A 25,826-nucleotide genomic window follows, 5' to 3' on the forward strand; every position below is an offset into this window, starting at 1 on the left:
CGAAGGCGGCAGCAGGTAATCGGTCTGGCGATCCACAGGGATGAAGCGGCTCATGGCGATCTTCTCAGCTCGGCGATGACGGTGGTCAGTATCTCACGGTGCAACGGAAAGTCCGACAGGCTGCTAGAGCTGGTAGCTACCCAGCGAGACGACAAACGGCTGCTGCTTGGGCGCGGTGTGCCCAATCTTGAGGTGGCGTCGTTAAAGCCATTGTCGAAAATCCTCGCCGGGCTGCACCGTAGTAACGATCTGCACGGCTTTAATTACGACAAACTCAGCGGTAGCCCTGAACTGCGCCAACAGGTGGCGCGCTTGGCGGTGGCATCTGGCTGCCTGCTGCATCCGGATGATGTGCTGATTACCACCGGCTGCCAGGAAGCGCTCTCCATTGCGCTTCGCACGCTCACCCAGCCCGGCGATGTGGTGGCGGTAGATTCGCCCAGCTTCTACGGCACCATGCAGATTCTGAAAGCCAACGGTTTAAAGGCGCTGGAGATTCCCACCGACCCGCAAACCGGTATCAGCCTGGAAGCGTTAGAGCTGGCGCTGGAGCAGTGGCCTATTCGCGCCATTCAGGTAACGCCCACCTATAACAACCCGTTAGGCTATACCATGCCAGAAGCGCGCAAGCGGGCGCTCTATCAGCTTGCCCAACGTTTTGATGTGGCCATTATTGAAGATGATATTTATGGGGATTTGGCATACACCCAACCCAGGCCGCTCACGATAAAATCCTTTGATACCGACGGGCGCGTGCTGCTGTGCAGCGGTTTCTCGAAAACCTTAGGGCCGGGCCTGCGCGTGGGCTGGCTGGCCCCTGGCTGCTACCGGGAAAAGGCGCTGCATATGAAGTACGTCTCCACCGGCGCGTCTGCCACGTTGCCGCAATTGGCCGTGGCGGAGTTTGTCGCCAAGGGCCATTTTGAGCGTCATCTACGCGCTGTTTCCCGCCAGTATCAACGCCAGCGGGATATCATGATTAGCTGGGTGCAGCGCTACTTTCCGAAAGGGTCAGGCATTAGCTACCCGCAAGGGGGCTTTTTACTCTGGGTAGAGCTACCGGCGGATGTCGACTGCGTGCGCCTTAACGAGCGCTTAGCGCAACACGCCATCCATGTGGCGCCGGGGGCGCTGTTCTCTGCATCGGGTAAGTTTCGCCAGTGCTTGCGGTTGAACTACGCGTTTACCTTAACGCCTGCGATGGAAGAAGCGGTGCGCACGGTAGGCGAGCTAGCGCGTGAGATGCTCAGCGAGGTACGCGAGTCCTCACTGGCGATGAAGTAAGAGCAACGAGGTGTTCATTCAAGAAGGCCGCTGAAACGCTGCGCGCGCCTGTTCAACGCGTTCGCGAGTAATGCAATTTAACGAGTGATCATTGATCAGCCCCATGGCCTGCATAAACGCAAACGCGGTGGTGGGGCCGAAAAACTTCCAGCCGCGCTTTTTAAGATCTTTTGCTAACGCGATAGATTCCGGCGATGTGGTTTGCGTTTGTGGGGCAGGCAGAGAAGCGCTATCCGGTTCATAGCGCCAGAAAAACGCCGCTAGCGAGCCTTCTTGAACCACCATTTCCTGCGCACAACGCGCGTTATTGATGGTGGCTTCGATCTTACCGCGGTGACGAATAATGCCCGCATCTTGCAGCAAGCGCTGCACGTCCTCTTCGTCAAAACCGGCGACTTTATTGAAATCGAAGTGGTGGAAAGCCGCGCGGAAATTCTCACGCTTGTTCAAAATCGTTCGCCAGCTCAAGCCTGATTGAAAACTCTCCAAGCAGAGCTTTTCAAACAGCCGCTGGTCATCGTCAACGGGAAAGCCCCACTCGTGATCGTGATAGGGCAGAAACTCCGCTGCTCCGCCACACCACTGGCAGCGTGGGTGGCCGTCGGGAGCGATAAAGGCGTTGGCCATTAGCGCGCCTCCTGCCCGTCGAACCACTCCTGGGCCGTGCGCCAAAGGCACATGCCGGCGAAGTAAGCAGAGGTCAATCCTAAGCCCCATAGTGCCCAGGTAGCTTGATCAGGGGCTGAAAGGATTAACGCGGTCGCGCAGCCACACCAAAGCAGCGTCACAGCGATATTGAGCGGCATAAATAGGCGCACGCGAAACGGATGCAGAAACTTCATTTTCGTCACGGTCAGCATCGCCAGGACGAGTATTGCGCCAAGCGTCAGCAGTGGCGGTAAATCAAGAATGTAAAAATAGGCGGCGGCAATGTTCCAGGCGGCTGGAAAGCCTACGAAGTAATTATCTTGGCTTTTCATATCGACGTTGCAGAAGCAGAACATCGACGATAGCAAAATGATAAAGACCGAGATCAGCCCTAAATAGGGCGGCAATTCAATGAAGTAGTAAATGAACAGCGCGGGGATAAAGGCCCAGGTGAGGTAATCAATCACCATATCCAGCGTGGAACCATCGAAGTGGGGGAGTACGGACTTCACCTCATATTTGCGCGCCAGAGTGCCATCAATACCATCGATCATCATCGCCGCCCCCAGCCAAAGCAGGCAGGCCACCGGGTTGTTATCAACCAGCGCCAGCAGCGCCATCGTGCCAAGCAGCACGCCGCTGGCGGTGAAGACATGGACACTCCAAGCTTTGTAAATCGGTGCTCGGGATTCAGTTTGAGTAGAGAGTGATTGGACCACGGTAACCCCAGTGGGAACGCGTCGTCCCCTTGCTGTTGGATTGATTAATAAACGTTCAAAAGACGATACACTACTATAAGAAAGCCGTCAGGAAATACGCCGCGTATCCGTTGAGTGCCGCTTTACTCCATTGCCACGATGATTGAGTGAACCACGAGAAAGGTAACGTATGACCCATGTTCGCCCTGCCACTATTCATGATCTCGACGCTTTAACCGAACTGCTAGATGGCTATCGTCAGTTTTATCAACAGCCAAGGGATATCCAAGCAGCGCGTGCTTTTCTGCGCCAGCGCTTTGGGCAAGCGGATTCCCGTATTTTAGTGAGTGAAAACAGTGATGGCGCACTTACGGGGTTTGTTCAACTTTATCCCGGTGTTTCCACCGTCGGTTTGAATTCACGCTGGACGCTGAACGACCTTTTTGTTCTGCCAGAGTGTCGTGAGAAAGGAACAGGCAGGGCGCTCATGGAAGCCGCCACCCAGCTTGCCCGTGAACATGGCGTCGCGCGTTTGATATTGATGACGCAGGTAGAGAATGAGCGCGCCCAGCGGCTGTATGAATCGCTGGGTTGGCAGCGCAATACGGCGTTTTATGGCTATTTACTTGATGTAACGTAAAGCACTTAACAGCTATTTAGCGGACGTTCTCCGGCAACTTACACACATCCACCCAGTGGGCACCAGCCAGCTCGGCCAAGTGCTTGGGGCTTAAACGCACCGCGCTGTTCGGTGATCCCGCCGCGGGCAGCACTTCATCGAATGCGTGTAGGGATTCGTCGCAATAGACTGGGAGATCCGTCGCCAGCCCGAACGGGCATACTCCGCCCACCGGATGACTGGTCAGTTCCATCACGGTGTCAGCATCGAGCATTTTAGCTTTGCCGCCGAAGGTATCGCGGATTTTGCGGTTATCGATCCGTGCATCGCCACTGGCCACAATCAGCAGCGGTTTCTCGCCTACTTTAAACGCCAATGTTTTCGCAATCTGCCCAGGGGCGACACCGTGAGCCTCGGCGGCGAGCTGTACGGTCGCGGTGCTGGTTTCCAACTCTTCAATGGCCACCTCTGGCGCGTGCTCGGCAAAAAACTGGCGAACGGTCTCGATGCTCATGGTGTGCTCCTTAGGCAAGTAGAATCGCTAATCTAACTTGCCAGCGTGGGCTTAGCCAATCCATGGCGGCGTGACGATACGTGATGGCTCCCGCTGCATGATGATCTCACCGTGCCGCACGGAAAGTAGTACATCACCTTGGTTGCGCAGCACGATGTAGTCATCTTCGCCCTCTAGTAGATTGAAGCTGGCCGGTTTGCCCACTTCTATGCCGTAGCGCGATTCGATATTCATAGTGCGGGCGCTGTTATCGGTAATCAGCGAAAGTGCGCTGCTAAAATCCTGGTAGCCCATCATTTGGCAGATATGCAGGCCAAAATCGAGCGTGCGTAGCAACTTGCCGTTACCTAACGAGTACCAGGGGTCGAAGATCGAGTCTTCTGCAAAGCAGACGTTGATACCTGCTTCGTTAAGCTCTTTCACGCGGGTGACACCCCGCCGTTTTGGGTAGGTATCAAAGCGCCCTTGAAGGTGAATACTCTCCGTTGGGCAGGAAATAAAGTTAATGCCCGAGCGCTTGAGCAACAGAAAGAGTTTAGAGCAGTAGGCGTTGTCGTAAGAGTGCATCGCGGTAGTGTGACTGGCGGTCACGCGGCTGCCTAACTCATTGAACAGAGCCTCGCAGGCCAGCACTTCAAGAAAGCGCGAGTTGGGATCGTCGATCTCATCGCAGTGCACATCCACCAAGCGGTCATACTTCATCGCCAGCTCAATCACCCGCTTCATGGAGGCCACGCCTAGCTCGCGGGTGTATTCAAAGTGGGGAATACCACCCACCACGTCAGCGCCGATCTCCAGCGCCTCCTCCATTAGCTTGTCGCCGCCAGGGTAAGAGAGCAGGCCATCCTGAGGGAAGGCCACCACCTGGATGTCGATCTTATCCTTCAGCTCATCACGCAAGGCGCAGAGTGTTTTTAGCCCCACCAAGCTTGGGTCGCTGGTATCGGCGTGGGTGCGCACAAACTGAACGCCGTTACCGATGAGTAGGTTTAAGGTTTTTAACACGCGTTCGCGAATGTCGGCCTCGTTAAGCAGCGGTTTGCGCTCGCCCCAGCGCTCAATCCCTTCAAACAGCGTGCCGCTTTGGTTCCAGCTTGGTTCACCCGCCGTGAGGGCGGCATCTAAGTGGATATGAGGCTCGATAAACGGCGCGCAGATGAGCTTGCCGCCTGCATCCAGTTGTTCAGCGGTTGCCGTTTGTGGCGAATCTTGTGCCGTGATATCTGTGAATAGGCCGTTGCTTATCTCGATTCGGTAAAGCTCCGGGCGTTGGCGCAGGCGTGCGTTAACAATTTGCATAGGAGTACTCACTTATTATTTAGCGGTAGCAGAGACGTGGTCACTGAGCGTTGCATGCTTTAACCGTAGCAGCAGCGCGTAACTTCCCGCAGCAACCAAAACGCCTACCAGTGGTGGTAGAAGAGGAGAGAAGTAAGCGGCGGCTGCACCGGTCGCATAGGCAGTTAAACCACGACGGTTGAAATCAGGAAGCTGAGCGGTGGCGAGCGAGGGGTACTGACCTTTATGTTTCAACCAAAAGTCAGCCATGATCACTCCGCCCATGGGCGGGATAAATGTACCCAGCAACACTAGGAAAGGGATGAGCAGGTTATACATGCCGCCCACGGCTAGCACGGTGCCAATGGCGGCTCCTCCGACCGTGACCAGTCGGCGCTTTTCCGTGCGCAGTAAGTTGCAGCCCGCCACAGCGAAGTTGTAAATGGTGTTGTCTTGGGTGGTCCAAATATTCAGAAACAGCATCAGCACGGCGATGGAGACAAAGCCCTGAGCGATGAGAACATCGACGATATCTGCCTGCTGGTAAATCATGGTGCCCAGCGCACCGGTCAGCACCATTAGACCGTTGCCAATGAAAAAGGCTGCAAGCGTTGCGATCACCGCAATTTTCGGTGTCTTGGCAAAGCGGCTCCAGTTGGTTGCTTGAGTGCCGCCGCTAATAAAAGTGCCGATAATAACGGTAATCGCTGCCGCTACGCTCATACTCTCAGAAGGTGTTTTCTGGCTAAGCCCTGCAAACCCTCGTACATCCACCAATCCGGTGAACAGGCTGATCAAAATAAATAGCATCATGGCGGGAACGGCAAAACGTGACAGCCAATCCATGCCTTTATAACCAATCATGGCAGTTATGCAGAAACCGAAACCAAAGAGCACCATTAAGGGGATTTCCAACCAATCAGGCATTCCAGTGGTGCGTACCAGCACTAGTGAAATGGTTGCGGTACCCCAGGCGTACCAGCCAATTTGAGTAAAACCAAGAATAAAATCAGACAGTTTGCTGCCTTTTTCACCAAAGCAGAAGCGGCCCATCAATACAGAGTTCAGACCGCTTTTACATGCGATATAAGCAAGCGAGGCTGCATAAGCGCCTAATAGCAGGTTGCCAATTAGAATGATCAGTAGTAGTTGACCGATTGGAAAAGCTTGGCCTAGCGAGCCTCCGGCCCACATGGTGGCGGTAAAGAAGGTAAAACCAAGAAGCACGGCAGAGGTTGAGAGTAAGCCTTTGCGTGCACTTTGGGGTACTTCACTAAGTGGGTAGTCAGTTTGGTGCATATCAAGCCCCTTTTGAATTACAGAGTGAAACCATTAAGTTTCAGCAAAAGGCATGCCAAATAAGCCGCTCAATTCAGAGGCGTAGCGTTTAAATGGTGTACTTATGAATGTTTCATTTAGTGATAGTTTGTTAATTAATCATGAGCCTACAGCTATTGCTGAGAGGTCGATACCGTTACTCCAAGATTTTGGTCGCTTATAGCATCTGTGCGGATGGCCATAATGCAGATTAAAGGACACGTACTGCATGCAAGAGGTCAGTGCTGACAACGCGCCTGTTTCCAAGGTTAAGCTTCCGTGGCATCGCACGGTGGTGGGCAAAGTCGCCATCTTTATGCTGCTGGGCGTTGTTTTTGCCTACCTGATGGGCGCGATGCTGGGTTTTACCATGGTCGAGCGTAGTGCCCGCGGCCAGTGGGGGCGCGAAGCTCAGGTCAATGCACAGATTGTCAGTGCCACCATTCGCCGAATTTATACCTCCGTCGCTGTGCGTACCGATTCCACTGGTCAAGTGAATCAATTGGTCTCTGCACGCTCCATTGGCGATGAAGACTCGGTGCTCAGCAGCGGGTTCAGCCCTATTGATGTGCTGGCGTTGGCCAGCGCCCAAACACGGCATAACGTGTGGCTCTTTGCATTTGATGCAAGCGGTACCTTCACTCCGGTGGCAGATGCTTATAACAGCACCATTGAGGAGATGATGTTCCCGGATACGTTTGAGCTGAGCAATGACGTGTTAGCCAACGAGTTTTATGTAGGCTTTGCCCATATTGGTGAAGAGGAGCACTTCGTGAGTGCTCTGCCCATTACGACACCCCAAGGTGTTTTACACGGGGTTGTGGTCTCAAGCATTGGCTTAAAAGGTGAGCTTTATCAGGTGCACCGTGACCTGATACTCAAAGTGGTGGCGTCGTTATTCGTTGTGCTGCTAGCCACTGCAATGTTGGTCAGTATGCTGATGAATCAGCTGTTTAAGCCTGTTCCCCGCCTAATACGTTCCCTCTCGGATATTGCCCAGAATAAGACTGACCGTGCCACGCCCTATACGCAGCGCAGCGATGAGATAGGCTGCATGGCGCAAGCGATTGAGGCGTTGCGAAAGAAAGTCGAAGAGCGTGAACACCTCTTAGAGGTGAAAGAGCAGGCGCTGCGCTACCAACATTTAGCGCATCACGATGCCTTAACCAAGCTGCCGAACCGGGTGCAGTTCAACGACGCGCTACAAGAAGCCGTCATGCAAGTGCCTGATGGCACTCCCTTTAATGTAATGATTTTTGATTTAGACCGATTCAAATCAGTGAACGATACGCTCGGCCATGCGGCGGGCGATGCGTTGCTGGTGGAGGCGAGCCAACGAGTAAAAGGGCTGCTGGAAGAGTGTGATTTAGTCGCGCGGTTGGGAGGTGACGAGTTCTCCATTATTCAGCACGCTAATCACGACGCATTAGCCGAGGCTAACCAATTAGCCCATCGACTGGTTCAAGTTCTACAGGAGCCATTCTCGATTGATGGTCATGAAGTGCACATTGGTGTCAGCGTAGGCATTGCGCTGGCACCCAGAGACGGCACCAGTAGCCATTCACTGTTACGTAGCGCGGATGTGGCGCTTTACACCGCCAAGGCGATGGGGAGAGGGCGCTATGCGGTTTTTGGCCCTGAGATGACGATGGGAGGCACTTCATGACGGCGAAGATAACATCATGCTTAGTAGCTTCCCTTTTCAGCGTGTTAGCTAGCAGCACTACGCTCTTGGCAGACACCTCTCCTACACTTGAACGTATTGCGCAGAGGCAGACCATTACGATTGGTCATCGAGAAAGCGAGGTGCCATTCTCTTACCTAGTCGATGGGCAGCCGGTTGGGTACGCCATCGACCTATGTTTGGCGGTGGTAGAGCGCATTAGCGAACAGCTTGAAGGCCCTCCGCCCAGAGTGGAGTTTGTGCCGGTGACTCCGGTGAATCGTTTTATTCTGCTGCGTAATGGTGAGATTGACCTAGAGTGTGGCGTCACCACCAGCACTTCTGAACGCCGCCAGCAGGCCGCGTTTTCCTATCCTCATTTTCTCACCGCCACGCACTATGTAGCCCTCGCTGAAAACGACATAAATACGGTAGCGGACTTGGCTGGCCGCAGCGTTGTCTCGACAACGGGCACGATTAACGTTGAGCAGTTAAATGAGCTCAATCGTACCCAAGAGCTGAATATCGCAGTGATGTTAAGCCGTAGCCATGACGAAGCGTTCGCGATGGTCGCCAACGAAAAAGCCACGGCGTTTGTGATGGACGATATTTTACTCGCCAGCCTAGTATCTGCGGCGGCCTTGCCTCAGCGTTTCCATATTTCGGAAGAAACAATTAGTGAGCCAAAGCCCTATGGCTTGATGATGCCATTAGAGGATGCAGTGTTTGCTGAGATGGTTAACGAAGCGCTGTATGAGCACTATCACAGCGGCGCTATTCAGGCGCTGTACGATAAGTGGTTTTTAAAGCCTATACCACCTGGAAACCGAGTGATTGGCTTGCCGGTAAGCTCAGAGCTGGCCGCTATCTTTGAGCGCCCAGATGCCTATGCCCACTAAGGAGGTAAGAGATGCAAAGAGTGCAAGCGCGGTGGTGGGGGCTGTTGATGGCTGTTTGGATGCTCTCTACGGCAGCAGCAGCGGAGATCAATACGCTACAGCGGCTGAGTGAAACCGGCACGCTTCGCGTGGGGTATGGCGATACCGCTCCCTTTTCTTACCAAGATGACGAAGGCAATGTGCGTGGCTACTCCATTGAATTATGCCAGCGGGTGGCGGAGCAGTTACAGCAGCAGCTTAACCTGCCCAAGCTCGATATTGAGTACGTTTTCCGCACCCCCGGTAATCGGGTTCAGCTGTTAAACAGCGGCGAAATCGATATTGAGTGCAACGCCAGCACCAATAATGCGGAGCGAAGGCGCAGCGCTGATTTTTCGCTTAGCCACTTTTTTGTCTCTGTACGCTTTGTGGCACTTAAAGAGAACCAGTTTTTCACTCTGCAGGACCTCGCCGGGAGGAGCGTGAGTGTGGCCCGGGGAACCGTCAATGTAGGACAAATTAACCAAGCCAACCGCGAACAGCAGCTCAACCTTTCTGTTGTGCCGGTGGAAACGCTGCAAGAAGCCTTTGATCTAGTCACGGAAGGTCGTGTTGCCGCCTTTGCCATGGACGATATCCTGCTCAGCACGATGATCGCTGAATCGGAAGATCCCTCAGCCTATTCGCTTTCAGAAGAGGCGGTTACCGCTGAAGAGCCGCTGGGCTTACTGATGCGCCAAGGGGACCAAGCGTTCGTGGAGCAGGTCAACCAGGCGCTGCGCGAGATTTATCAGCGGGGAGACATATTGGCGTTGTATGAAAGATGGTTTCTGCAGCCGTTACCCGGCAAGGGCATCACTCTTAACGTGCCTATTAGTGAGACGCTAGCGCAGCATTTTATGAACCCGTAGCGCTATGAATACGACGCCAAGCCACCCACGTTGATGGGAGCCGTTCAAAGGGCGGCTTGGCGTATTTAAGTAGGAGGAGTCACCTGCATAGATAACAATAAGGCCGATAGCGTTTTACCATGCCCATCCAAGTTTAGAGCGCCATTGACGCCACCTTGTAGCGCGTCATCAAGCACTAAGTTCACCCCTTTTAGATGAGGCAATAAATAGCGGGTGACGTGACTCACACCCCGATGCTCAAATAGCGCTGCAACGTTTGGCTCTGAAAGTTGCTCAACTAGCCAAGCGTAGTGATCCTCCTGATACACAAATACCCCTAGGCTGAGTCGGTCGCCTTTATCGCCGGCCCGGGCATGGGCATAGCGGTGCAATAGTTCACTCATTACCCTCTCCTCCATGCAGTGTAACGGTGGGGGCCACTTGTTGCCTGGGTACCAAATACGAGGCTGTTTTTAAGCGTTGTGTATGGTGGCGTCGTACGCCGCCACCTCCCGCTGGCCCGCAGCAATAGAGCGCCAATAACTCCTGTGTTGCCAGCTCAACCACGCTTTTGTCTGCATGCTCTACGGCAAGACGAAGGCGAATATCGTTGGCGGCGTCCTGCAAAGTTTGAGCGGTGAGCTGTGAGTCGCCATCGAAAACGCTGGAAATGCCAATTAAGTCAAAGCGTGCACGCAGATTGGCGGGGCAGCGCAATGCCAGCCGCTGGCGCAGGGTTTCTCTGGCCAGGTTTGCTCTAGCGAAGGCATTAGGGCCCGCATAGGAAATCTCGGCTTCGCCTTGGTAACCATCTAGAAAACTCACAGTGGTTTTTAAACGATCAGGCGCTGGCTTGCCGCGTACACCGGTGACTTCAACACGATCTTTAGTAAGCTGCCTGACCCGGACGTGCTCAAGATCAATGACGACATCGGGAGTGATATAAGCGCCGGGGTTATGTATTTCATATAGCAGTTGCTCTTTGACCGTTTGCTCGGTGACTAAACCGCCCGTACCCGGTGGTTTGGTCACTACCAGCCGCCCGTTACGCTCAACCTCCACCAGGGGATAGCCTAGGGAGGCCATGCCAGGGACCTCTTTAACTCCCGGATCAGCAAAGTAACCGCCGGTCACTTGCGTGCCACACTCAATCAAATGGCCTGCTAAGGCCCCGGCGGCTAGTTTGTCCCAATCATCGCCTGCCCAGCTGTGGTAATAACAGAGTGGGGCAAGCGCGAGTGAGGGGTCGGCCACTCGCCCTGTAATCACGACTTGAGCCCCTTGGGCCATGGCCTCGATTAAGGCATCGGCACCCAGATAGACATTGGCGGCGACCACTTGCTCTAGTGCGGAAATAGACCGCTTTTCGCCCTCCCAAGCCTGCCAGTCGAGGGCATGCAGCCGGTCTCTAACATCATCGCCATGAATAGTGGCCAAGCACGCTTGAGAGTGGCCTAAGCGCTGAGCCAACTGCTGAATACGACGGCATGCGGCAGTTGGATTCGCCGCGCCAAAGTTACCCAAAATCGTAATGTGGTTAGCCAGGCAATCACTCAGAACCGGCGATAAAAACTCTTCCAGCAACGGCTCATCACCGCTGTCCGGGTCTTTGATCCGGCGTAACTGGGCAGCCGCCAGCGTGCGTTCCCCGAGTGTTTCAAACATCAGCGCACGAGGAGCATCATAAGACATGAGGGCATCGACCAGCGGCCTAGCCGCATCGGTGCGATCACCAGAGAAGCCCGCGCCACAACCTACCACGACCGTCATAAGGTCACCCCCGTATTAGCAGCGGTAGTCAGGGCGAGAAAACGGCGTGCCTCGGAGGCATTCATCACCCGGCGTCCAGTCGCTTCGATACGAGCTTTAGTCGCGGCGACTAGCTCGGCATTGTTGGTGGCGAGTTGGCCATCCGATCGCCATAGATTATTTTCAAAGCCGACTCGGGTATGACCACCTTGCTGGGCCGCCAGCGCTAAACAATCACCTTCGGTTGGCCCAAACGCACAGACTGCCCAGTGGTCACCAGCCATTAATGCTTGTAAAAAGCCGGGTAGACGGCTTGGGTCGGCAATGGGTGGGTCAACGTAGCGCCCAAGTACGAAGAGTAAGAAAGCCGGACCATTAGGCACATCACCTTGCTCTCTTAAGTGATTGAAGTGGGTGAGGTCTTCAGGCGAATAAACGATGTATTGAATATGTGTTCCGCAGCTGGCCAGGTAACGGCACAGCTCGCCACTGGCTTGAACCTCATGAGCATCACCGAACCATTCACGCACCGCGATAGACACGTAGCCTGGCTGCAATGCCTCCATCACATCTCGTTGTTCTGAGGGGGAATACCGCCCTCCTGCTTCGCTGGTGACTTGAAGAAGTAATTGATCTCCTACGGTTTCCTTAATGGCGCTAATGGCATCTCGGTAGGCACCAGCATCCAGTAAATGACGCCCGCCGGCTTCACGTACATGCACATGCATGGCGGAGGCGCCCGCTGCCAGGCACTCTTGTGCGTCTCTTGCAAGTTCCTCAGGGGTGAGAGGAATAGCGGGATGGTCGTGGTAGACGCGCCGAGCCCCATTAGGGGCTACCATTAGCAAACAAGGTGAGAGGCTCATAAGGTCTCCTCCTGTTTTACGTTAATTGCCAGCGCTTGCTGAATAGCCGTCAACTGCCGATCTCGTTCAGAAAAAAGGTCAGGCAGTGATTGGCCTTGCGTCGCAGATTCAACCCCATGGATCACTTGCGCATACAGCTCATCGTTCATGGTCGGTTGGCCTAAGCTAGCCCAGCGATACTCCTGGCTAGGGCCGAGGTGTTCCAAGTAGTGGCGAATGCCCCCTTGGCCGCCGCCCAGATGATAAGTCAGAAATGGCCCTTGAATGGCCCACCGCAACCCTGGGCCTGCCGTTACTGCCAGGTCGATGTCTTCCACGCTAGCCACGCCTTCCTGTAATAGATAGAGCGCTTCCCGCCACAATGCCGAAGAGAGTCGATTCGCAATATGGCCAATCATCTCTTTACGTAGCATCACCGGCTGCTTACCGATACGCCGATAAAAATCGACCAATCGCTCCACAAGCTCAGTTTCTGGCCCATAGAGTTCGACCAGAGGGACTAGGTGGGGTGGATTGAAGGGGTGCGCGATAATAATGCGCTCAGGCGCAGGTGCACCCTTAGTGATATCAGAGTGCTTTAAAGAGGAGGTGCTGCTCACCACCAACGCTTGTGAAGGCGCTGCCTGTTGAATATCTACTAAGAGCTGTTGCTTGAGCGAGACGGATTCAGGCGCATTTTCGACGACCAGCTCTACGCCTTCTAAGGCCTCTGCCAGCGTTTGCGCGACCACTGGCGTGCGGGCCTCGGCACCAAGGGCACGCATATCCTCAGCCACACGCTGGGTAAATTGGGCGCGGGCGTTGGCATCCGGGTCGAAAGCCGTGACATGTAAACCGCGAGAAAGAAAATAGGCGGTCCAACTAATGCCGATAGTGCCACAGCCAATCATCGCAATATTCGTCATGTTCACTCTTTGATGACTCATAGCTCCGCTCCTTGAAGTGCAACACGCCGAGAGGATTGCCAGGCCCATAGATAGAGCCCCGTCAGTCCCGCAATGCCGACTAACCCAAGTGCGATATTCGGCACCAGCGCCAATAGCCCTGTGGTTGCCAGCAGCGCACTATCCAGCCATCGGTTGCCGAAAAGGCGAGCGCCCCCCAATATGCCCGCGAAAGCCAAAACAAAGGCCATGGCACGTGCGGCGGCTAAGGTAATGTCCCAGGCATCGCCTAAACCGATAAGCGCGGGGTACGCCAGAATCAAGAAGGGAATAACGTAGGTGGTGGCTCCCAAGCGGATAGCATGCCCCGCGACTTGTAACCAGCCCGCCTTAGCGATCCCCGCAGCAACAAACACCGCGATGCACACAGGCGGAGTGATGACCGATATCGTCGCAAAATAGAAAACGAACAGATGGGCGACCAAGGGTTCGATACCGATGCGGGTCAGTGCAGGAGCCAGTACGGCGGCGACCAGCACATAGGCTGCGGTAGTCGGAATGCCCATGCCCATAATCAAGCAGATGACCGCGACAATTAGCGCGACTAGAAACACCTGCTCGCCAGCGACACTGACCACTAGCGTCGACAGCGTGACGCCAATCCCCGTTAAGTTGAGCATGGCCACCAGAATCTGCGCCCCGGCGAGCAACACTCCAATGATGACCATGCCCTTGCCAGCATCTTCCAGACCCGTCAGTAGCGAACGTAAGATTTGGCGGGGCGGCGTTCGGTCCAATAAAGCAAAGAAGAGATAACTGACAAGCAGCAAAGTAATGCCCAAGAAAGCTGCGAATTGGATGGAGTAGCCATTGAGAACGCCACCAAACAAGCCACCCAATGCGGCAACAATCGGGGTCAGCCGCTTAAATTGGAGCACATCTGGCCAAGCGGGAAGCTCGCTCTCTGGGACCAGCGGTAAGGCTTTGCGCACAGCGACCAAGTGCAGCGTAAAAAAGACCGCTACATAGAAAAGGAACGCGGGTAACACGGCGGCTAAGGCAATGGTGACGTAGCTGACACCGAGTATCTCAGCCATGATAAACGCTGCAGCGCCTAAAATCGGCGGCGCGATCTGGCCCCCGGTAGATGCAACCGCTTCAACGCCGCCAGCAAAGGCCGGTGGGTATTTGAGCCGTTTCATCATAGGAATGGTGAAGTTGCCCGTGGTGGCTACGTTAGCCACCGCGCTTCCGCTCACCATCGCAAATAGGCTGGAAGCCACGGTCGCGATTTTGGCGGCGCCCCCTTGGCTTCGCCCACCGATGCGCATTGAAAGATCAATAAAGGTCTGGCCGCCACCTGTGTGGAGCAAGAGACTGCCAAAGAGTACAAACGCGGCAATGGTAGTGGCAGCTACGCCGAGTAGCATTCCCCATACGCCTAAATCCCCGAGAAACAGCGTCTCTGTCACGAAACTAGCATCAAAACCTCGATGGCTGAGCGGGCCTGACAGTCGGTCACCCAGCAGGGCATAGGCGATACCGATGGTGACTAGTAGCGGGAATACCCATCCAATAGCTCGTCGGGCCACTTCCAAAATAGACACCACTAAAATGGCCGTGAGCGCCATATCCTGGGGGGTGGCCCAGGGTAGCGTGGTCAGAATGCTATTGGCGTTGAAGGTAATAAACAGGCAGGCGGTTATTGCCCCCAGGGCTAATAAACAATCAATCACCACCCCTACTGGGCGCCATGTTTTACCAGCGCCCAAGGGATAGGTGAGTAACCCCAGCCCGATCACCAGCGCAAGAAACAGACTGCGATGAACCAAGCTTTCAAAAGGCCCAGCCGCTGAGGTGTAGAAGATGAAGCCGCCCAAAAACAGGGCGACCAGCATGAGCAATTTATTGCGCATGGAACCGAGCTCCTTCCCTTATTCTGATGGCATCAGACGGTCAGGAATATCGTATCCCTGCTCTTCAAAATAGCGTGCGGCACCAGGGTGAAAAGGCACTGTTCCGCTGCTAAGGGTGAGTTCGGCGATATCAACATCGGCGAGATTAGCGAGCGCACTGACCTGCGGTTCGGGATTTTCCATCACGGCTTTAACAATTTGGTAAGCCGTTTCTTCATCAAGTTCGGGGCTTGCGTGCATCGCTAAGCCAAAGCTCCAGGTCGTGTAGGCGGGCATGCCATCCGCCGCTCCCTCGGGGATATTGACCACGGAAATATCAGGCATCTGTTCATTCAGCGTTTCAGCCTGTTCATCGCTAAGCGACAGCACTTGGATCGGCGTAAACGTTGCAATATCCATGGAGGAACCATCCAGCTTTTCACCTACGCCAGATTTGACGTACCCCGCCATGCGATTGTCTTTTACACCGGCAACCACGTCTGTGGTAGAGCCACGCACATACTCAGGGGTTAGGCCCAGCGTCTCCATGACGGCAATCGTCGTTGCTTCGGTGGCAGAGCCGGTGATGCCAGGATTGAGGCGGGCACCGTCCAATTCCGCCATGCTGGTCACGCCAGAGTCTTCGCGCATCACGACATTTTGTGGTGCTTGGGAATAGACCCAAAGCAGGCGGTTATCGACGGGGCGGCTTTCAAACTCTCCTTCACCCGCATAGGCGTGATAGCCCACGTTCGTGGTGACGAGGCCCATGTCGACCTGGTTTCTTAAAATGCGGCGCAAGTTGTCCACTGTGGCACCGGTTTCTACGACCGAGGTGCGCACACCATCCACATGCTGATTAATAATTTGCCCAACGGCGACGAAATAGCCGTATTGGCTAGACGATGTAGAGGTTGAGCCAATTAACAGCTGCTCTTCTGCTTGAGCAGCCGTGCCTGCGATTAAGCCAGCGCTGAGAATGGCGGTTAAGAGCGGCGTTTTTAGTGAGTACATAGCAATTGCTCTCTCTGGGTATTGTGGGTTGTTGGTTCCAGAAGATGCGTGTCATTTGACTTATTAAGAATGAGAGAGCCTGCTAGTATTTGTCTAATATAATTATACGAACGAGACTTTTACTTTATTTATGCAGCCTTCAATCCGACAACTAAAAGCCTTTGTGGCGATTGCCGAGTTCGGCAGCTTCGTTGAGGCGTCCGAGCGCCTGCACATGTCGCAGCCAGCCTTGAGTATTGCTATTCGAAAATTGGAGGAGTGTGTTGGCGGTGTCCTGTTTAATCGCTCGCCGCGAGGCGTACAGCTCACTCCGGAAGGAAAGTTCTTTCTGCCCACGGCTAGACGGCTGATTGGCGATTGGGATGAGGCGCTGGGCGATCTGGGAGAGCTGTTCAATAAACAGAGAGGCAAAATAACGCTCGCCGCGCTGCCGACATTAGCGGCGGGATTTTTGCCGACCGTGCTCGCCGACTATCGGCGTCGATTTCCTAATATCGCCATCAGCGTTCACGATGTATTAGCCTCCCAGGTAGATGATCTTGTTAGCGATCATCGGGCCGATATTGGGCTATCGGTACAGCCGCTGCGCGCAGAAGCAACCCATTTTGAGCCGCTTGTAGAAGACTACTTTGTCGCGGTATGTCCGGATGGGCACCCCTTATTAGCTATGGACACCGTGCCTTGGGAGGCGCTACTGCGCTACCCCATTATCGGCGTGAGTCGCTTGTCGAGCACGCGTGCTGCGATAGAGAGCGTCTTAAAAGAGCTGAGCCTTGAAATGGATTTGATGTGTGAAGTCAGCCAAATTGGCACCGCCGGACGGATGGTGGCCGCAGGTTTAGGGGTGGCTGCGCTCCCTTCACTCAGCTTTCGCCAGATTTCCGCGGAGGGCATAGGCTGGCGGCCTTTAACGGCCCCACACGTTCCGCGGTCATTAGGCATTATTACTCCCTCGCGTGGCTCACCTTCTGCAGCAGCGACCGCCATGCTGGAACTAGTCCGAGAGCATGCTGCCTTCCTACGCGTACGTTTTGAAAGTGGAAATGCGACCGCTTCCTATAAAGGAGGCGGTCGTTAGAGTGATCATCCTGGGTGGTTATGAAGCGACACGGAAGGGGTTACGCGGGTCGTTATCCCAGGCGAGGAAGGGTTTGCCGGTTTCCTGAGGCACCATGGTGATGCAGTTCTCTACGGGGCAGGTGATTTGGCACAGGTTGCAGCCCACGCACTCGTCTTCGATGACCTCGTAGCGGCGTGCGCCGTCCTGCTCGGTGAGTTTGGCAATCGACTGGTGAGAGGTGTCTTCGCAGGCGATATAGCAGCGGCCGCAGTCGATGCACAAATCCTGGTTAATATGGGCGATGGTCTTGAAGTTGATATCCAGATGCTTCCAGTCGGTGGTGTGCGGCACCGCCTTGCGGGAAAACGCCTCAATGGAGTCGTAGCCTTTTTCTGCCATCCAGCGGGAGAGGCCGTCTTTCATCTCCTCTACAATCCTAAAACCGTTGAGCATGGCAGCGGTGCACACCTGCACGCTGCCTGCGCCCAGGGCGATAAATTCCGCCGCATCCCGCCAGGTGGAAATACCGCCGATGCCGGAAATAGGTAGCGTGGGTGTGGCTGGGTCACGGGCAATTTCTGCCACCATGTTCAGGGCGATGGGTTTCACCGCGCTGCCGCAGTAGCCGCCGTGGGTGCTCTGGTGGCCTACGGTGGGCTTGGCGACCATGTTGTCCAGGTCGATGCTGGTGATGGAATTGATGGTGTTGATCAGCGAGACCGCATCCGCGCCGCCACGTAGCGCCGCCTGGGCACCCACGCGAATATCGGTAATGTTGGGGGTGAGTTTGACGATCACCGGTTTGGAGTAATGCTTCTTACACCAGTAGGTGACTTTTTCGATCAGATCCGGGTTTTGGCCCACCGCCGCGCCCATGCCGCGTTCCGGCATGCCGTGAGGGCAGCCCAGGTTGAGCTCAATCCCGTCTGCACCGGTGGCTTCTACCAGCGGCAAGATGTACGCCCAGGCTTCCTCGTTACAGGGCACCATGATGGAGACGATTAGCGCCCGGTCGGGCCAATCCTTCTTCACCTGGGTGATCTCTTTAAGGTTAATCTCCAGCGAACGGTCGGTAATCAGCTCGATATTGTTAAAGCCGATGACCTCGCGGTTTTTGCCGTAGTGAGCGGAGTAGCGGGAGGAGACGTTGACTGCCGCAGGCTCTTCGCCAAGGGTTTTCCACACCACGCCGCCCCAGCCCGCTTCATAGGCACGCACGACGTTATAGGCTTTGTCGGTGGGTGGGGCCGAGGCCAGCCAGAACGGGTTCGGGGCTTTGATACCAGCAAAATTCACCGACAGATCAACGCCGTTCACCACGCTGTCGCCGCTGTTTTTCTTGCCTGGAAAAGAGAGGGTGTTGAAAGGCGTAGTGTTCATGCGGCCTCCTGCTGGGCGGCGAGCGATTGATGGATGGCGTGAGCCGCCAGCTTGCCGTGCTGCACGGCTTGTACGGTGAGGTCCTGACCAGGTTTCACACAGTCGCCTCCGGCGTAAACGTTGGGCAGAGAGGTTTGGAACATCTCATTGACGTGAATGCGCTCGCCGTCGCGGGCAAGCTCCGCGGCAGTGGCGTCGCGCAGGCTTTCGCCAGCGAAGCCCTGTCCGATGGCCTTGAAGATGGCATTCCCAGCAATTTCGAAGGTGTCTCCGGTGGCCGTTAATTGGCCCGCCTGCTCCTGAGTCTTGGCAAAGCGCATGCCTGCCACCTGCCCTTGCTCATTCAGCAGAATCTCGTCGGGCTGCGCCCAGGTGATCATGCGTACGCCGTTGGCTTTGGCGATCTCCTGTTCATGGTCGGTGGCGGACATCGCCTCAACGCCACGGCGATACACCAGCGTGACCTCAGCCGCGCCCAGCCGCGCCATTTGCGTGGCCATATCGATCGCGGTGTTACCCGCGCCAATCACGATGCAGCGCTTGGCCACGGCCAAGCTGCCCAGGTCATCGGTCTGGCGCAGGGTTTTAATGTAGTCCACCGCAGGCATCAGGCCCGGTGCATCCTCGCCGGTTAGTCCCAGCGTACGGCTGGCCCCTAGCCCCAAACCCAGGAATACGCTGTCGTACTGCTGGCGCAGGGTGTCGAGGGTAAGGTTGTCGCCCAGGCGCTGGCCGTACTGAAGGTCGATGCCGCCGACTTCCAGTAAGAACTCGACTTCTTTACGGGCAAAGTCATCGGTCATTTTGTAGCGGGCGATACCATACTCGTTGAGCCCGCCGGGTTTTTGCTCGGCCTCAAAAATCGTCACCTGATGGCCCAGCATGGCAAGACGATGCGCACAGGAGAGCCCCGCAGGCCCGGCACCTACCACGGCGATGTGGCGGCCAGTGCTGGCGGCGCGCTTAAACGGGTGGCTCTCAAACTGCATATGATCGGTGGCGTGGCGCTGGAGCAGACCAATCAGCACCGGCTGGCACTCGGCGTCGTGGTTACGCACGCAGCTACGTTCGCAGAGAATTTCGGTGGGGCATACGCGGGCGCAGCTGCCGCCGAGGATATTGGCTTTCAGAATGGTTTCCGCTGCGCCATTAATGTTGTTTTCACTGATTTGGCGGATGAAGCTCGGTATATCAATATCCGACGGGCAGGCCTCGACGCAGGGCGCGTCAAAGCAGTAGAGGCAGCGCTGGCTTTCAATGATGGCCTGGCGTGGCGTCAGCGGCGGGTGAAGGTCGCTGAAATTATGCGCCAACGTCGCTGGGTCGTAGGTGCCGACCTCTTTTGCGCTGGGCAGATGATCAAGTGAATGGGTCACGGTCGTTTCTCCATTGCTCTGTTCTTCGTAGGTGCTGGGATTAGCGAGTTACCGCCACGGGTGCATTCAGCTCGGCACGTTTTGCGAGCAGCTCGAACACGCCGGGGTAGGCGGGGCGCTTTAAGTAGCGCCCTGCGCCGCGCTCGGCATGGAGTTCACCGTCCCGCCATGTCCACTTGCCCTGGCTAATGGTGTGGCGAGCAATGCCGCGCACCGTTTTGCCCTCGAAGATGTTGAAGTCGACGTTCTGATGGTGAGTTTTCGCGGAGATCGTGCGCGTACCGTTCGGGTCCCACACCACGATGTCAGCATCGGAGCCCACTTGGATCGCCCCCTTGCGCGGGTAGAGGTTGAAGATTTTGGCGGTATTGGTAGAGGTGACCGCGACAAACTCTTGGGGCGATAGCTTGCCGGTATTCACGCCTTCGTCCCACAGCACGGCCAGGCGGTCTTCCACGCCTGCGGTGCCGTTGGGGATCTTGGTGAAGTCATCTTTCCCAGCGGCCTTTTGCTCTTCGCAGAAGCAGCAGTGGTCGGTGGCGGTGGTTTGCAGGTTTCCAGATTGAAGGCCGTGCCACAGCGCTTCCTGATGACCCTTAGGGCGGAAGGGCGGACTCATCACATGGGCAGCCGCCGTTGCCCAGTCGGGGTTTTGATAAACGCTGTCGTCGATCACTAGATGGCCCGCTAAGCACTCGCCAAATACCGGGTGGCCCTGCTGGCGGGCGTAGGCGATTTCGTCCACCGCGTCCTTGGTGGAAACGTGTACCAAATAAACCGGCGCCCCCAGGGTGCTGGCAATACGAATCGCCCGGCTGGCGGCTTCGCCTTCCACCTGAGGTGGTCGGGAAAGCGGATGCGCTTCTGGCCCGGTCATCCCCTGGGCGAGCAGCTTTTGCTGCATGTGGTAGACCAGCTCGCCGTTTTCTGCGTGAACGGTGGGTACTGCACCCAGCTCCAAGCAGCGGGAAAAACTCTCCACCAGGATATCGTCGGTGGCCATGATCGCGCCCTTGTAGGCCATGAAGTGCTTGAAGCTGTTAACGCCGTGCTCCCGCACCAGCGTCCCCATCTCTTCTTTGACGCTCTCATCCCACCAGGTAATCGCCACGTGGAAAGCGAAATCGGTGGCGGCTTTTTCGGCCCAGCCTTGCCAGGTGTTAAACGCTTCCAGCAGCGACTGGCCGGGGCTTGGGATCACAAAGTCGATGATGGTCGTGGTGCCCCCTGCCATAGCCGCGGCGGTGCCGGTGTAGAAATCTTCGCTGGCCACCGCACCCATAAACGGCATCTGCATATGGGTGTGGGGGTCGATACCGCCGGGCATCACCAATTGGTGGCTGGCATCGACAATCTCGCAGCCTTCCGGCACGTCTAAATCGGTGCCAATGGCGTGGATTTTTCCATCGACGCAGAGCACGTCAGCGCGGTGGGTGTCGGCGTGGGTGACGACGGTGCCGCCCTTGATCAATAAACTCATGATTCACTCCTGGGATAATTGACTGAGGGGCTTATTCGCCGTCGGTTAAGCGGGTGTAGGTTTCCGGGCGGCGGTCACGGAAGAACTGCCAGTTGTTGCGCACCTCGCGCACCATGTCTAAATCGATCTCGTGTACCAGCAGCTCGTCTTCCGTTTCGCTGGCCTGGGCTTCGATTTTGCCGCGTGGGTTAACGATGTAGCTGGAGCCGTAAAAGTCGCCGATATTCCAAGGCGCTTCGCTGCCCACGCGGTTGATGGCAGCGATGAAGCAGCCGTTAGCGGCGGCCGAGGCGGGTTGTTCAAGCTCCCATAAATATTGGGATAGCCCGGCCACAGTCGCGGAGGGGTTGAAGATCACTTCGGCACCGTTAAGGGCCAGTGCTCGCCAGCCTTCAGGGAAGTGGCGGTCATAGCAGATATACACGCCGATCTTGCCGTAGGCGGTATCGAACACCGGCCAGTTAGATTGGCCAGGCTTAAAGAAGAATTTTTCCCAAAAGCCAGCCACTTGGGGAATGTGTGTTTTGTGGTATTTGCCCAGATAGCTACCGTCAGCGTCGAACACCGCTGCCGTGTTGTAGTAAACGCCGGTCTCGGTCTCTTCATAGATAGGGACGATGATCACCATACGGTGTTCGGCGGCGAGCTTCTGCATCATCTGGCAGGTGGGGCCTTCCGGCACCCGCTCGGCAGCGGCGTACCATTTGCTGTCCTGGCTGGGGCAAAAGTAGGGTTGATTAAACACTTCCTGGAAGCACAGTACTTGCACACCTTGTTCAGCGGCTTGTTTTATCAGCGGCAGATGCGCTTCGTTCATTGTGTCTCGAATAGCGGCGGGTTCCAGGTCGGTACTGGTTTTTAGGCCCATTTGAACCAGGCCGATTTTCATCTTCTGCATACAAAGCCCTCTCGTGTCATACGCACCAACCGTCTGCTAGCGCATAACGGTGATTAACGGTCAGGTAAAACCATGTATTGCTAATACGGATTAGCAAATACGGCGGTCGCTTGGCGTGTAGTGACATCGGCTTAAAGCCAAATGTTTATTGTTATGAGTAAAAGTTGTCATATTTGACAGCTTTTTGAACATAGACCTTTACGTAGTCACTTTTCAAGGTTTTTTTATGGGGTGTGCGGCTATCTATTAACCAATTGATTTTATTTGTTTTTATTTTTTATGTGATCTTTTTTTGCTAATTTAGTGAGTGTTTGCACATATTTGGTGGTTTTTAAATTCTTTTAAAATCAGTAATTTGATTTTTCATTGACTGGTTTGTGCACTTTTTATGGTGCTTTTATGGTGCAATATTTTTTTAACGAACTAAGGTTTTTAGTGGGTTTGCTATACATTGGCGAAAACAATAACAAGCGCGTAGGTAGTGACTGCCTATCTGTCGATCAAGTCAGCTTTTTGTTCAATAAGTTAACGATCCTGTCTTCAGTTTAGGCATGCTTATTGCTGCGACAAAAGCTGAACCCGTACCTGCGGTCGGCAATGTCGCTGCTGAGGAGAATAAAATGACTGGCTCAAGAACCCAGATGGTAGACAGAGAGGGGTTGATTGAACTTAATGTTGGTGAGGACGTGCGTAATAGTCCCCGCTTCAATAAAGATATTGCACCTACCCAGGCAAGTGAGCGTACCTGGAGTAAGTGGAATATCGCGGCGCTATGGGTGGGGATGTCGATCTGCGTGCCCACGTATACGCTGGGTGGGGTGCTAACCGCCTACTTCGGCTTGAGCGTGGGGGAGGCGCTCTTTGCCATCCTGCTGGCCAACGTCATCGTACTGATTCCACTGACGCTGAATGCCTTTCCTGGCACTAAGTTCGGGATTCCTTTTCCGGTGGTATTGCGCTCATCCTTCGGTATTTTGGGCTCGAATGTGCCGTGCCTAGTACGTGCGCTGGTGGGCTGCGGCTGGTTCGGCATTCAAACCATGTTTGGTGGTTTAGCTATCCATTTGCTGCTGTCGGAGCTAATTCCTGCCTGGGCTGCTTTGGGTGGCGTGGGGGAGGTGATTGGCTTTTTTGTTTTCGGCGCGATGAACCTGTATGTGGTCATTCGCGGAGCGGAGTCGATTAAGTGGCTGGAAACGCTGGCTGCACCGCTGCTGTTGGCCGTAGGCGTTGGCCTGATGATGTGGGCGTGGCCGCATATGTCGATGACCGAGCTGCTGGCTCAACCGCCATCGCGCCCTGAGGGGGCTTCCGTTTATGGTTATTTCTTTGCCGGTTTGACCGCCATGGTGGGTTTTTGGGCGACTCTCTCACTAAATATTCCTGACTTCAGCCGCTTTGCCAAAAGCCAAAAAGATCAAATTGCAGGTCAAATTATTGGTCTACCGCTGACGATGTTCTTCTTTGCTGCCCTTGGGGTTGTGCTAACCGCTGCGTCTGAATCGCTAGTAGGGCAAACCGTTGCAGATCCGGTGAGGTTAATCGGTTATATCGACAGCCCCTTCTGGGTCATTATGGCGATGTTATTGATCATTATTGCCACTATTTCGACCAACACCGCTTCTAATATCGTCTCACCTACCAATGATTTTCAGAACATAGCGCCAAAAGTGATCAACCAGACGCGTGGCGTGCTGATAACCGGTGCGGTGGGAGTGCTGCTGATGGGCTATGACCTGTTACAAAAGGCAGGCATCATTCCTCCTGGAGTGTCTCTTGAGCAGATGTACTCCAATTGGCTGCTGGGTTACTCCAGTCTGTTAGGCCCCATTGCGGGCATTATGGCGGTGGACTACTTCCTGATTAAAAAGCAGCGCCTGGATGTACCCAGCCTGTACCTGGATAGTCACGCCTATCCTGCGGTCAACATGGCCGGTTTTATCGCTTTCGGGGTTCCTGTTGTGCTGACCTTACTGTCACTGTTAACCGGCACGATGAACTGGTTCTATGACTACGGCTGGTTCACTGGCTCCGCGCTGGGGGCGATTGTTTACTACGTCGCAAGCCAGGTATTGGCGTCATCTCCAAAGGCGGGGCCTGCGCCAGTGATGGCCAGCGAGGTGACAGAGCAATCCTGATCGGCTGTCGATGATAGTGGCTGTATGACAAAGCTCGGCAATTAGCCGAGCTTTGTCAGGCTTAGCCCCCCCCCACTGATAAACCCCAAAAACGCATCCACCACGCGGTTGGGGCGGCGGTCATGGCGGGTAATCAGTACAAACGGGATGCGGTAGTGCTGAGTAGCGGTGTGAAGCGCGCGCATCTTGCCAGCTGCCACCCACTGCTCGGCGACATGTTCGGGTAGAAAGCCCATAAAGCGTCCGGTCAAAATCAGAAAGGCGGCCCCTTCTCGGTCCGAGGCAGAAGCCTGTAGGTTGAGCGCTTCGTGGGCCTGACGTGCGCTCTCTGGAAGCGGGTAGCGGGGTCGAATGGCCGGGTATCGAGCAAGCTGGGCGGCGCTCTCGGCGTTGTCGGGTACGCTGAACAGCGGGTGGCCAGCGGAGCAGTATAGGTAAGAGGGCTCCTCGTAGAGCAAGCGTGTTTCCAGGCTGGTGGGCAGGTTCACGGCGGGCACGACGCCCACGTGTAGGTGACCATCCATCACGCCGCGAATCACCGCGTCCGATGGCTCCATATGAATATGGACCGTTACCTCGTGATGAGGGGCGGTGAGTGCTGCCAATGCATGGGTCACATCCATGGCGGGTAGCGTGACGAGGTTATCGGTAATACCGATATTCAATTCGCCTTTGATAGTGTGATGCAGCGCGTTAACGTCACTTTTAAAGGTCTCCAGCGCCGTAAGCAGCGTTAGCCCTGCCTGATAAATCTCTTTCCCCTCTTCTGTTAGGCTGAATCCGCCGCGTCCTCGCTGACATAGGGAAAACCCCAGACGCCCCTCCAGGTCGTTCATATGCTGGCTAATGGCCGAGCGACTAATCCCCAAGGTGGTTTCCGCAGCGGTAAAACCGCCGCACTCAACGACCGTCTTAAAAATGCGGATCAGGCGTATTTCGTAGTCGCTCATTTGGCCTAGTGATGCCATAACTGTCTCTTGATCAGGAAAAAAGAGGGGGTTGCTGCATTGCGTTTAACAAAAAATTGATATACATCAAAAAAGCGAAGCGTCACTATCTGGCATTGCGCCCATAGAGTCGCGGTGGTGTATCTTCCACTGTTATCCATGCCATCGTAAAGGACAAGCTACTCTTGGGTAGCCAGCAAGCGCTAGGATTGCACTATCAGCAGGTGTTTCCCCCCCGCGTTGGCAAACACCTTTGACGCCATCTTTCATCAAGTTCAGCAAACCCGTCAGGTGGCGACGTTTGAATACCCGCTAATGCTAGGCCAACAGCAACGTTACTTTCATGCCAC

General features: G+C 55.1%; 23 protein-coding genes. 7 read left to right on the forward strand and 16 right to left on the reverse strand.

Annotated elements, in window-relative coordinates:
* Nucleotides 1–1,284 (forward strand): aminotransferase-like domain-containing protein (locus tag L1249_RS07655; RefSeq protein WP_235253473.1); only part of this gene is annotated, 1,284 nt, incomplete at its 5' end.
* Between the two features lie 18 nt (nt 1,285–1,302).
* On the opposite strand, the gene L1249_RS07660 is transcribed toward L1249_RS07655, so the two are convergent.
* Nucleotides 1,303–1,911 (reverse strand): DNA-3-methyladenine glycosylase I, encoded by a 609-nt coding sequence (locus tag L1249_RS07660; protein ID WP_058578131.1) that lies wholly within the window; start codon nt 1,909–1,911, stop codon nt 1,303–1,305.
* The gene (gene pcsA / locus L1249_RS07665) at nt 1,911–2,651 is read right to left on the reverse strand and encodes a phosphatidylcholine synthase (protein ID WP_228168742.1); all 741 of its coding nucleotides are present in this window, start codon (nt 2,649–2,651) and stop codon (nt 1,911–1,913) included. The genes L1249_RS07660 and pcsA overlap by 1 nt, the downstream gene beginning before the upstream one ends.
* A gap of 169 nt (nt 2,652–2,820) precedes the next feature.
* On the opposite strand from pcsA, the gene L1249_RS07670 reads away from it, so the two are divergent.
* Nucleotides 2,821–3,270 (forward strand): GNAT family N-acetyltransferase, encoded by a 450-nt coding sequence (locus L1249_RS07670; RefSeq protein ID WP_062363059.1) that lies wholly within the window; start codon nt 2,821–2,823, stop codon nt 3,268–3,270.
* Nucleotides 3,271–3,286: 16 nt separating this feature from the next.
* On the opposite strand, the gene L1249_RS07675 is transcribed toward L1249_RS07670, so the two are convergent.
* Genes L1249_RS07675 through codB form a run of 3 tightly spaced genes read right to left on the reverse strand, consistent with a single transcriptional unit; the run spans nt 3,287 to nt 6,340 of the window.
* Nucleotides 3,287–3,763, reverse strand: coding sequence for a YbaK/EbsC family protein (locus tag L1249_RS07675; RefSeq protein WP_062363062.1), 477 nt, complete (start codon nt 3,761–3,763; stop codon nt 3,287–3,289).
* A 51-nt stretch (nt 3,764–3,814) separates the two neighbouring features.
* Nucleotides 3,815–5,062: a cytosine deaminase gene (gene codA / locus L1249_RS07680; RefSeq protein WP_058578133.1), complete on the reverse strand. Its 1,248-nt coding sequence runs from the start codon at nt 5,060–5,062 to the stop codon at nt 3,815–3,817.
* Between the two features lie 15 nt (nt 5,063–5,077).
* Nucleotides 5,078–6,340 (reverse strand): cytosine permease, encoded by a 1,263-nt coding sequence (codB, locus tag L1249_RS07685; RefSeq protein ID WP_058578134.1) that lies wholly within the window; start codon nt 6,338–6,340, stop codon nt 5,078–5,080.
* Nucleotides 6,341–6,587: 247 nt separating this feature from the next.
* On the opposite strand from codB, the gene L1249_RS07690 reads away from it, so the two are divergent.
* The 3 genes from L1249_RS07690 (at nt 6,588) to L1249_RS07700 (ending at nt 9,810) form a co-directional block, all read left to right on the forward strand.
* Entirely contained in the window at nt 6,588–8,024 is a 1,437-nt protein-coding gene (locus L1249_RS07690; RefSeq protein ID WP_172416584.1) for a putative bifunctional diguanylate cyclase/phosphodiesterase, read from the forward strand.
* Nucleotides 8,025–8,089: 65 nt separating this feature from the next.
* Nucleotides 8,090–8,920, forward strand: a complete 831-nt coding sequence (locus tag L1249_RS07695) for an amino acid ABC transporter substrate-binding protein (protein WP_058578181.1) — start codon at nt 8,090–8,092, stop codon at nt 8,918–8,920.
* Nucleotides 8,921–8,931: 11 nt separating this feature from the next.
* Complete coding sequence (locus L1249_RS07700) at nt 8,932–9,810, forward strand: amino acid ABC transporter substrate-binding protein (protein ID WP_063610158.1); 879 nt, start codon at nt 8,932–8,934, stop codon at nt 9,808–9,810.
* A 65-nt stretch (nt 9,811–9,875) separates the two neighbouring features.
* Here L1249_RS07700 and L1249_RS07705 read toward each other — a convergent pair whose 3' ends face one another.
* From L1249_RS07705 to L1249_RS07730, 6 genes are read right to left on the reverse strand one after another with little or no spacing between them, the layout of a single operon-like run.
* Complete coding sequence (locus L1249_RS07705) at nt 9,876–10,193, reverse strand: AtuA-related protein (protein WP_170968087.1); 318 nt, start codon at nt 10,191–10,193, stop codon at nt 9,876–9,878.
* Nucleotides 10,186–11,559, reverse strand: a complete 1,374-nt coding sequence (locus L1249_RS07710; protein ID WP_062360938.1) for an acyclic terpene utilization AtuA family protein — start codon at nt 11,557–11,559, stop codon at nt 10,186–10,188. Before L1249_RS07710 ends, L1249_RS07705 begins: the two co-directional genes overlap by 8 nt.
* Nucleotides 11,556–12,404 (reverse strand): 3-keto-5-aminohexanoate cleavage protein, encoded by an 849-nt coding sequence (locus L1249_RS07715; protein ID WP_058578138.1) that lies wholly within the window; start codon nt 12,402–12,404, stop codon nt 11,556–11,558. The genes L1249_RS07710 and L1249_RS07715 overlap by 4 nt, the downstream gene beginning before the upstream one ends.
* Complete coding sequence (locus tag L1249_RS07720; protein WP_058578139.1) at nt 12,401–13,330, reverse strand: 3-hydroxyacyl-CoA dehydrogenase NAD-binding domain-containing protein; 930 nt, start codon at nt 13,328–13,330, stop codon at nt 12,401–12,403. The genes L1249_RS07715 and L1249_RS07720 overlap by 4 nt, the downstream gene beginning before the upstream one ends.
* Nucleotides 13,327–15,204 (reverse strand): TRAP transporter permease, encoded by a 1,878-nt coding sequence (locus L1249_RS07725; RefSeq protein WP_058578140.1) that lies wholly within the window; start codon nt 15,202–15,204, stop codon nt 13,327–13,329. The genes L1249_RS07720 and L1249_RS07725 overlap by 4 nt, the downstream gene beginning before the upstream one ends.
* Before the next feature lie 18 nt (nt 15,205–15,222).
* On the reverse strand, nt 15,223–16,197 hold the full coding sequence (locus L1249_RS07730) for a TAXI family TRAP transporter solute-binding subunit (RefSeq protein WP_058578141.1): 975 nt from the start codon (nt 16,195–16,197) through the stop codon (nt 15,223–15,225).
* A 130-nt stretch (nt 16,198–16,327) separates the two neighbouring features.
* On the opposite strand from L1249_RS07730, the gene L1249_RS07735 reads away from it, so the two are divergent.
* Nucleotides 16,328–17,275 (forward strand): LysR family transcriptional regulator, encoded by a 948-nt coding sequence (locus tag L1249_RS07735; RefSeq protein ID WP_063610144.1) that lies wholly within the window; start codon nt 16,328–16,330, stop codon nt 17,273–17,275.
* 18 nt (nt 17,276–17,293) lie between these two features.
* Here the strand turns inward: L1249_RS07735 and preA are convergent, their stop codons facing one another.
* The 4 genes from preA to L1249_RS07755 are packed head-to-tail and all read right to left on the reverse strand — an operon-like array spanning nt 17,294 to nt 22,391.
* Nucleotides 17,294–18,637: an NAD-dependent dihydropyrimidine dehydrogenase subunit PreA gene (gene preA, locus L1249_RS07740; protein WP_058578142.1), complete on the reverse strand. Its 1,344-nt coding sequence runs from the start codon at nt 18,635–18,637 to the stop codon at nt 17,294–17,296.
* Nucleotides 18,634–20,013 (reverse strand): NAD(P)-dependent oxidoreductase, encoded by a 1,380-nt coding sequence (locus tag L1249_RS07745; protein ID WP_058578143.1) that lies wholly within the window; start codon nt 20,011–20,013, stop codon nt 18,634–18,636. The genes preA and L1249_RS07745 overlap by 4 nt, the downstream gene beginning before the upstream one ends.
* Nucleotides 20,014–20,053: 40 nt before the next feature.
* Nucleotides 20,054–21,493 (reverse strand): dihydropyrimidinase, encoded by a 1,440-nt coding sequence (gene hydA / locus L1249_RS07750; RefSeq protein ID WP_058578144.1) that lies wholly within the window; start codon nt 21,491–21,493, stop codon nt 20,054–20,056.
* A 31-nt stretch (nt 21,494–21,524) separates the two neighbouring features.
* The gene (locus tag L1249_RS07755; protein WP_058578145.1) at nt 21,525–22,391 is read right to left on the reverse strand and encodes a nitrilase-related carbon-nitrogen hydrolase; all 867 of its coding nucleotides are present in this window, start codon (nt 22,389–22,391) and stop codon (nt 21,525–21,527) included.
* Between the two features lie 620 nt (nt 22,392–23,011).
* On the opposite strand from L1249_RS07755, the gene L1249_RS07760 reads away from it, so the two are divergent.
* Complete coding sequence (locus L1249_RS07760; RefSeq protein WP_058578183.1) at nt 23,012–24,529, forward strand: NCS1 family nucleobase:cation symporter-1; 1,518 nt, start codon at nt 23,012–23,014, stop codon at nt 24,527–24,529.
* A gap of 41 nt (nt 24,530–24,570) precedes the next feature.
* Here L1249_RS07760 and L1249_RS07765 read toward each other — a convergent pair whose 3' ends face one another.
* Nucleotides 24,571–25,497, reverse strand: coding sequence for a LysR family transcriptional regulator (locus L1249_RS07765; protein WP_235253474.1), 927 nt, complete (start codon nt 25,495–25,497; stop codon nt 24,571–24,573).
* Nucleotides 25,498–25,826: the final 329 nt, after the last annotated feature.

It is taken from the genome of Halomonas sp. Cn5-12 (assembly GCF_021532545.1).
In the GTDB taxonomy this organism is placed as follows: Bacteria; Pseudomonadota; Gammaproteobacteria; order Pseudomonadales; family Halomonadaceae; genus Vreelandella; species Vreelandella aquamarina.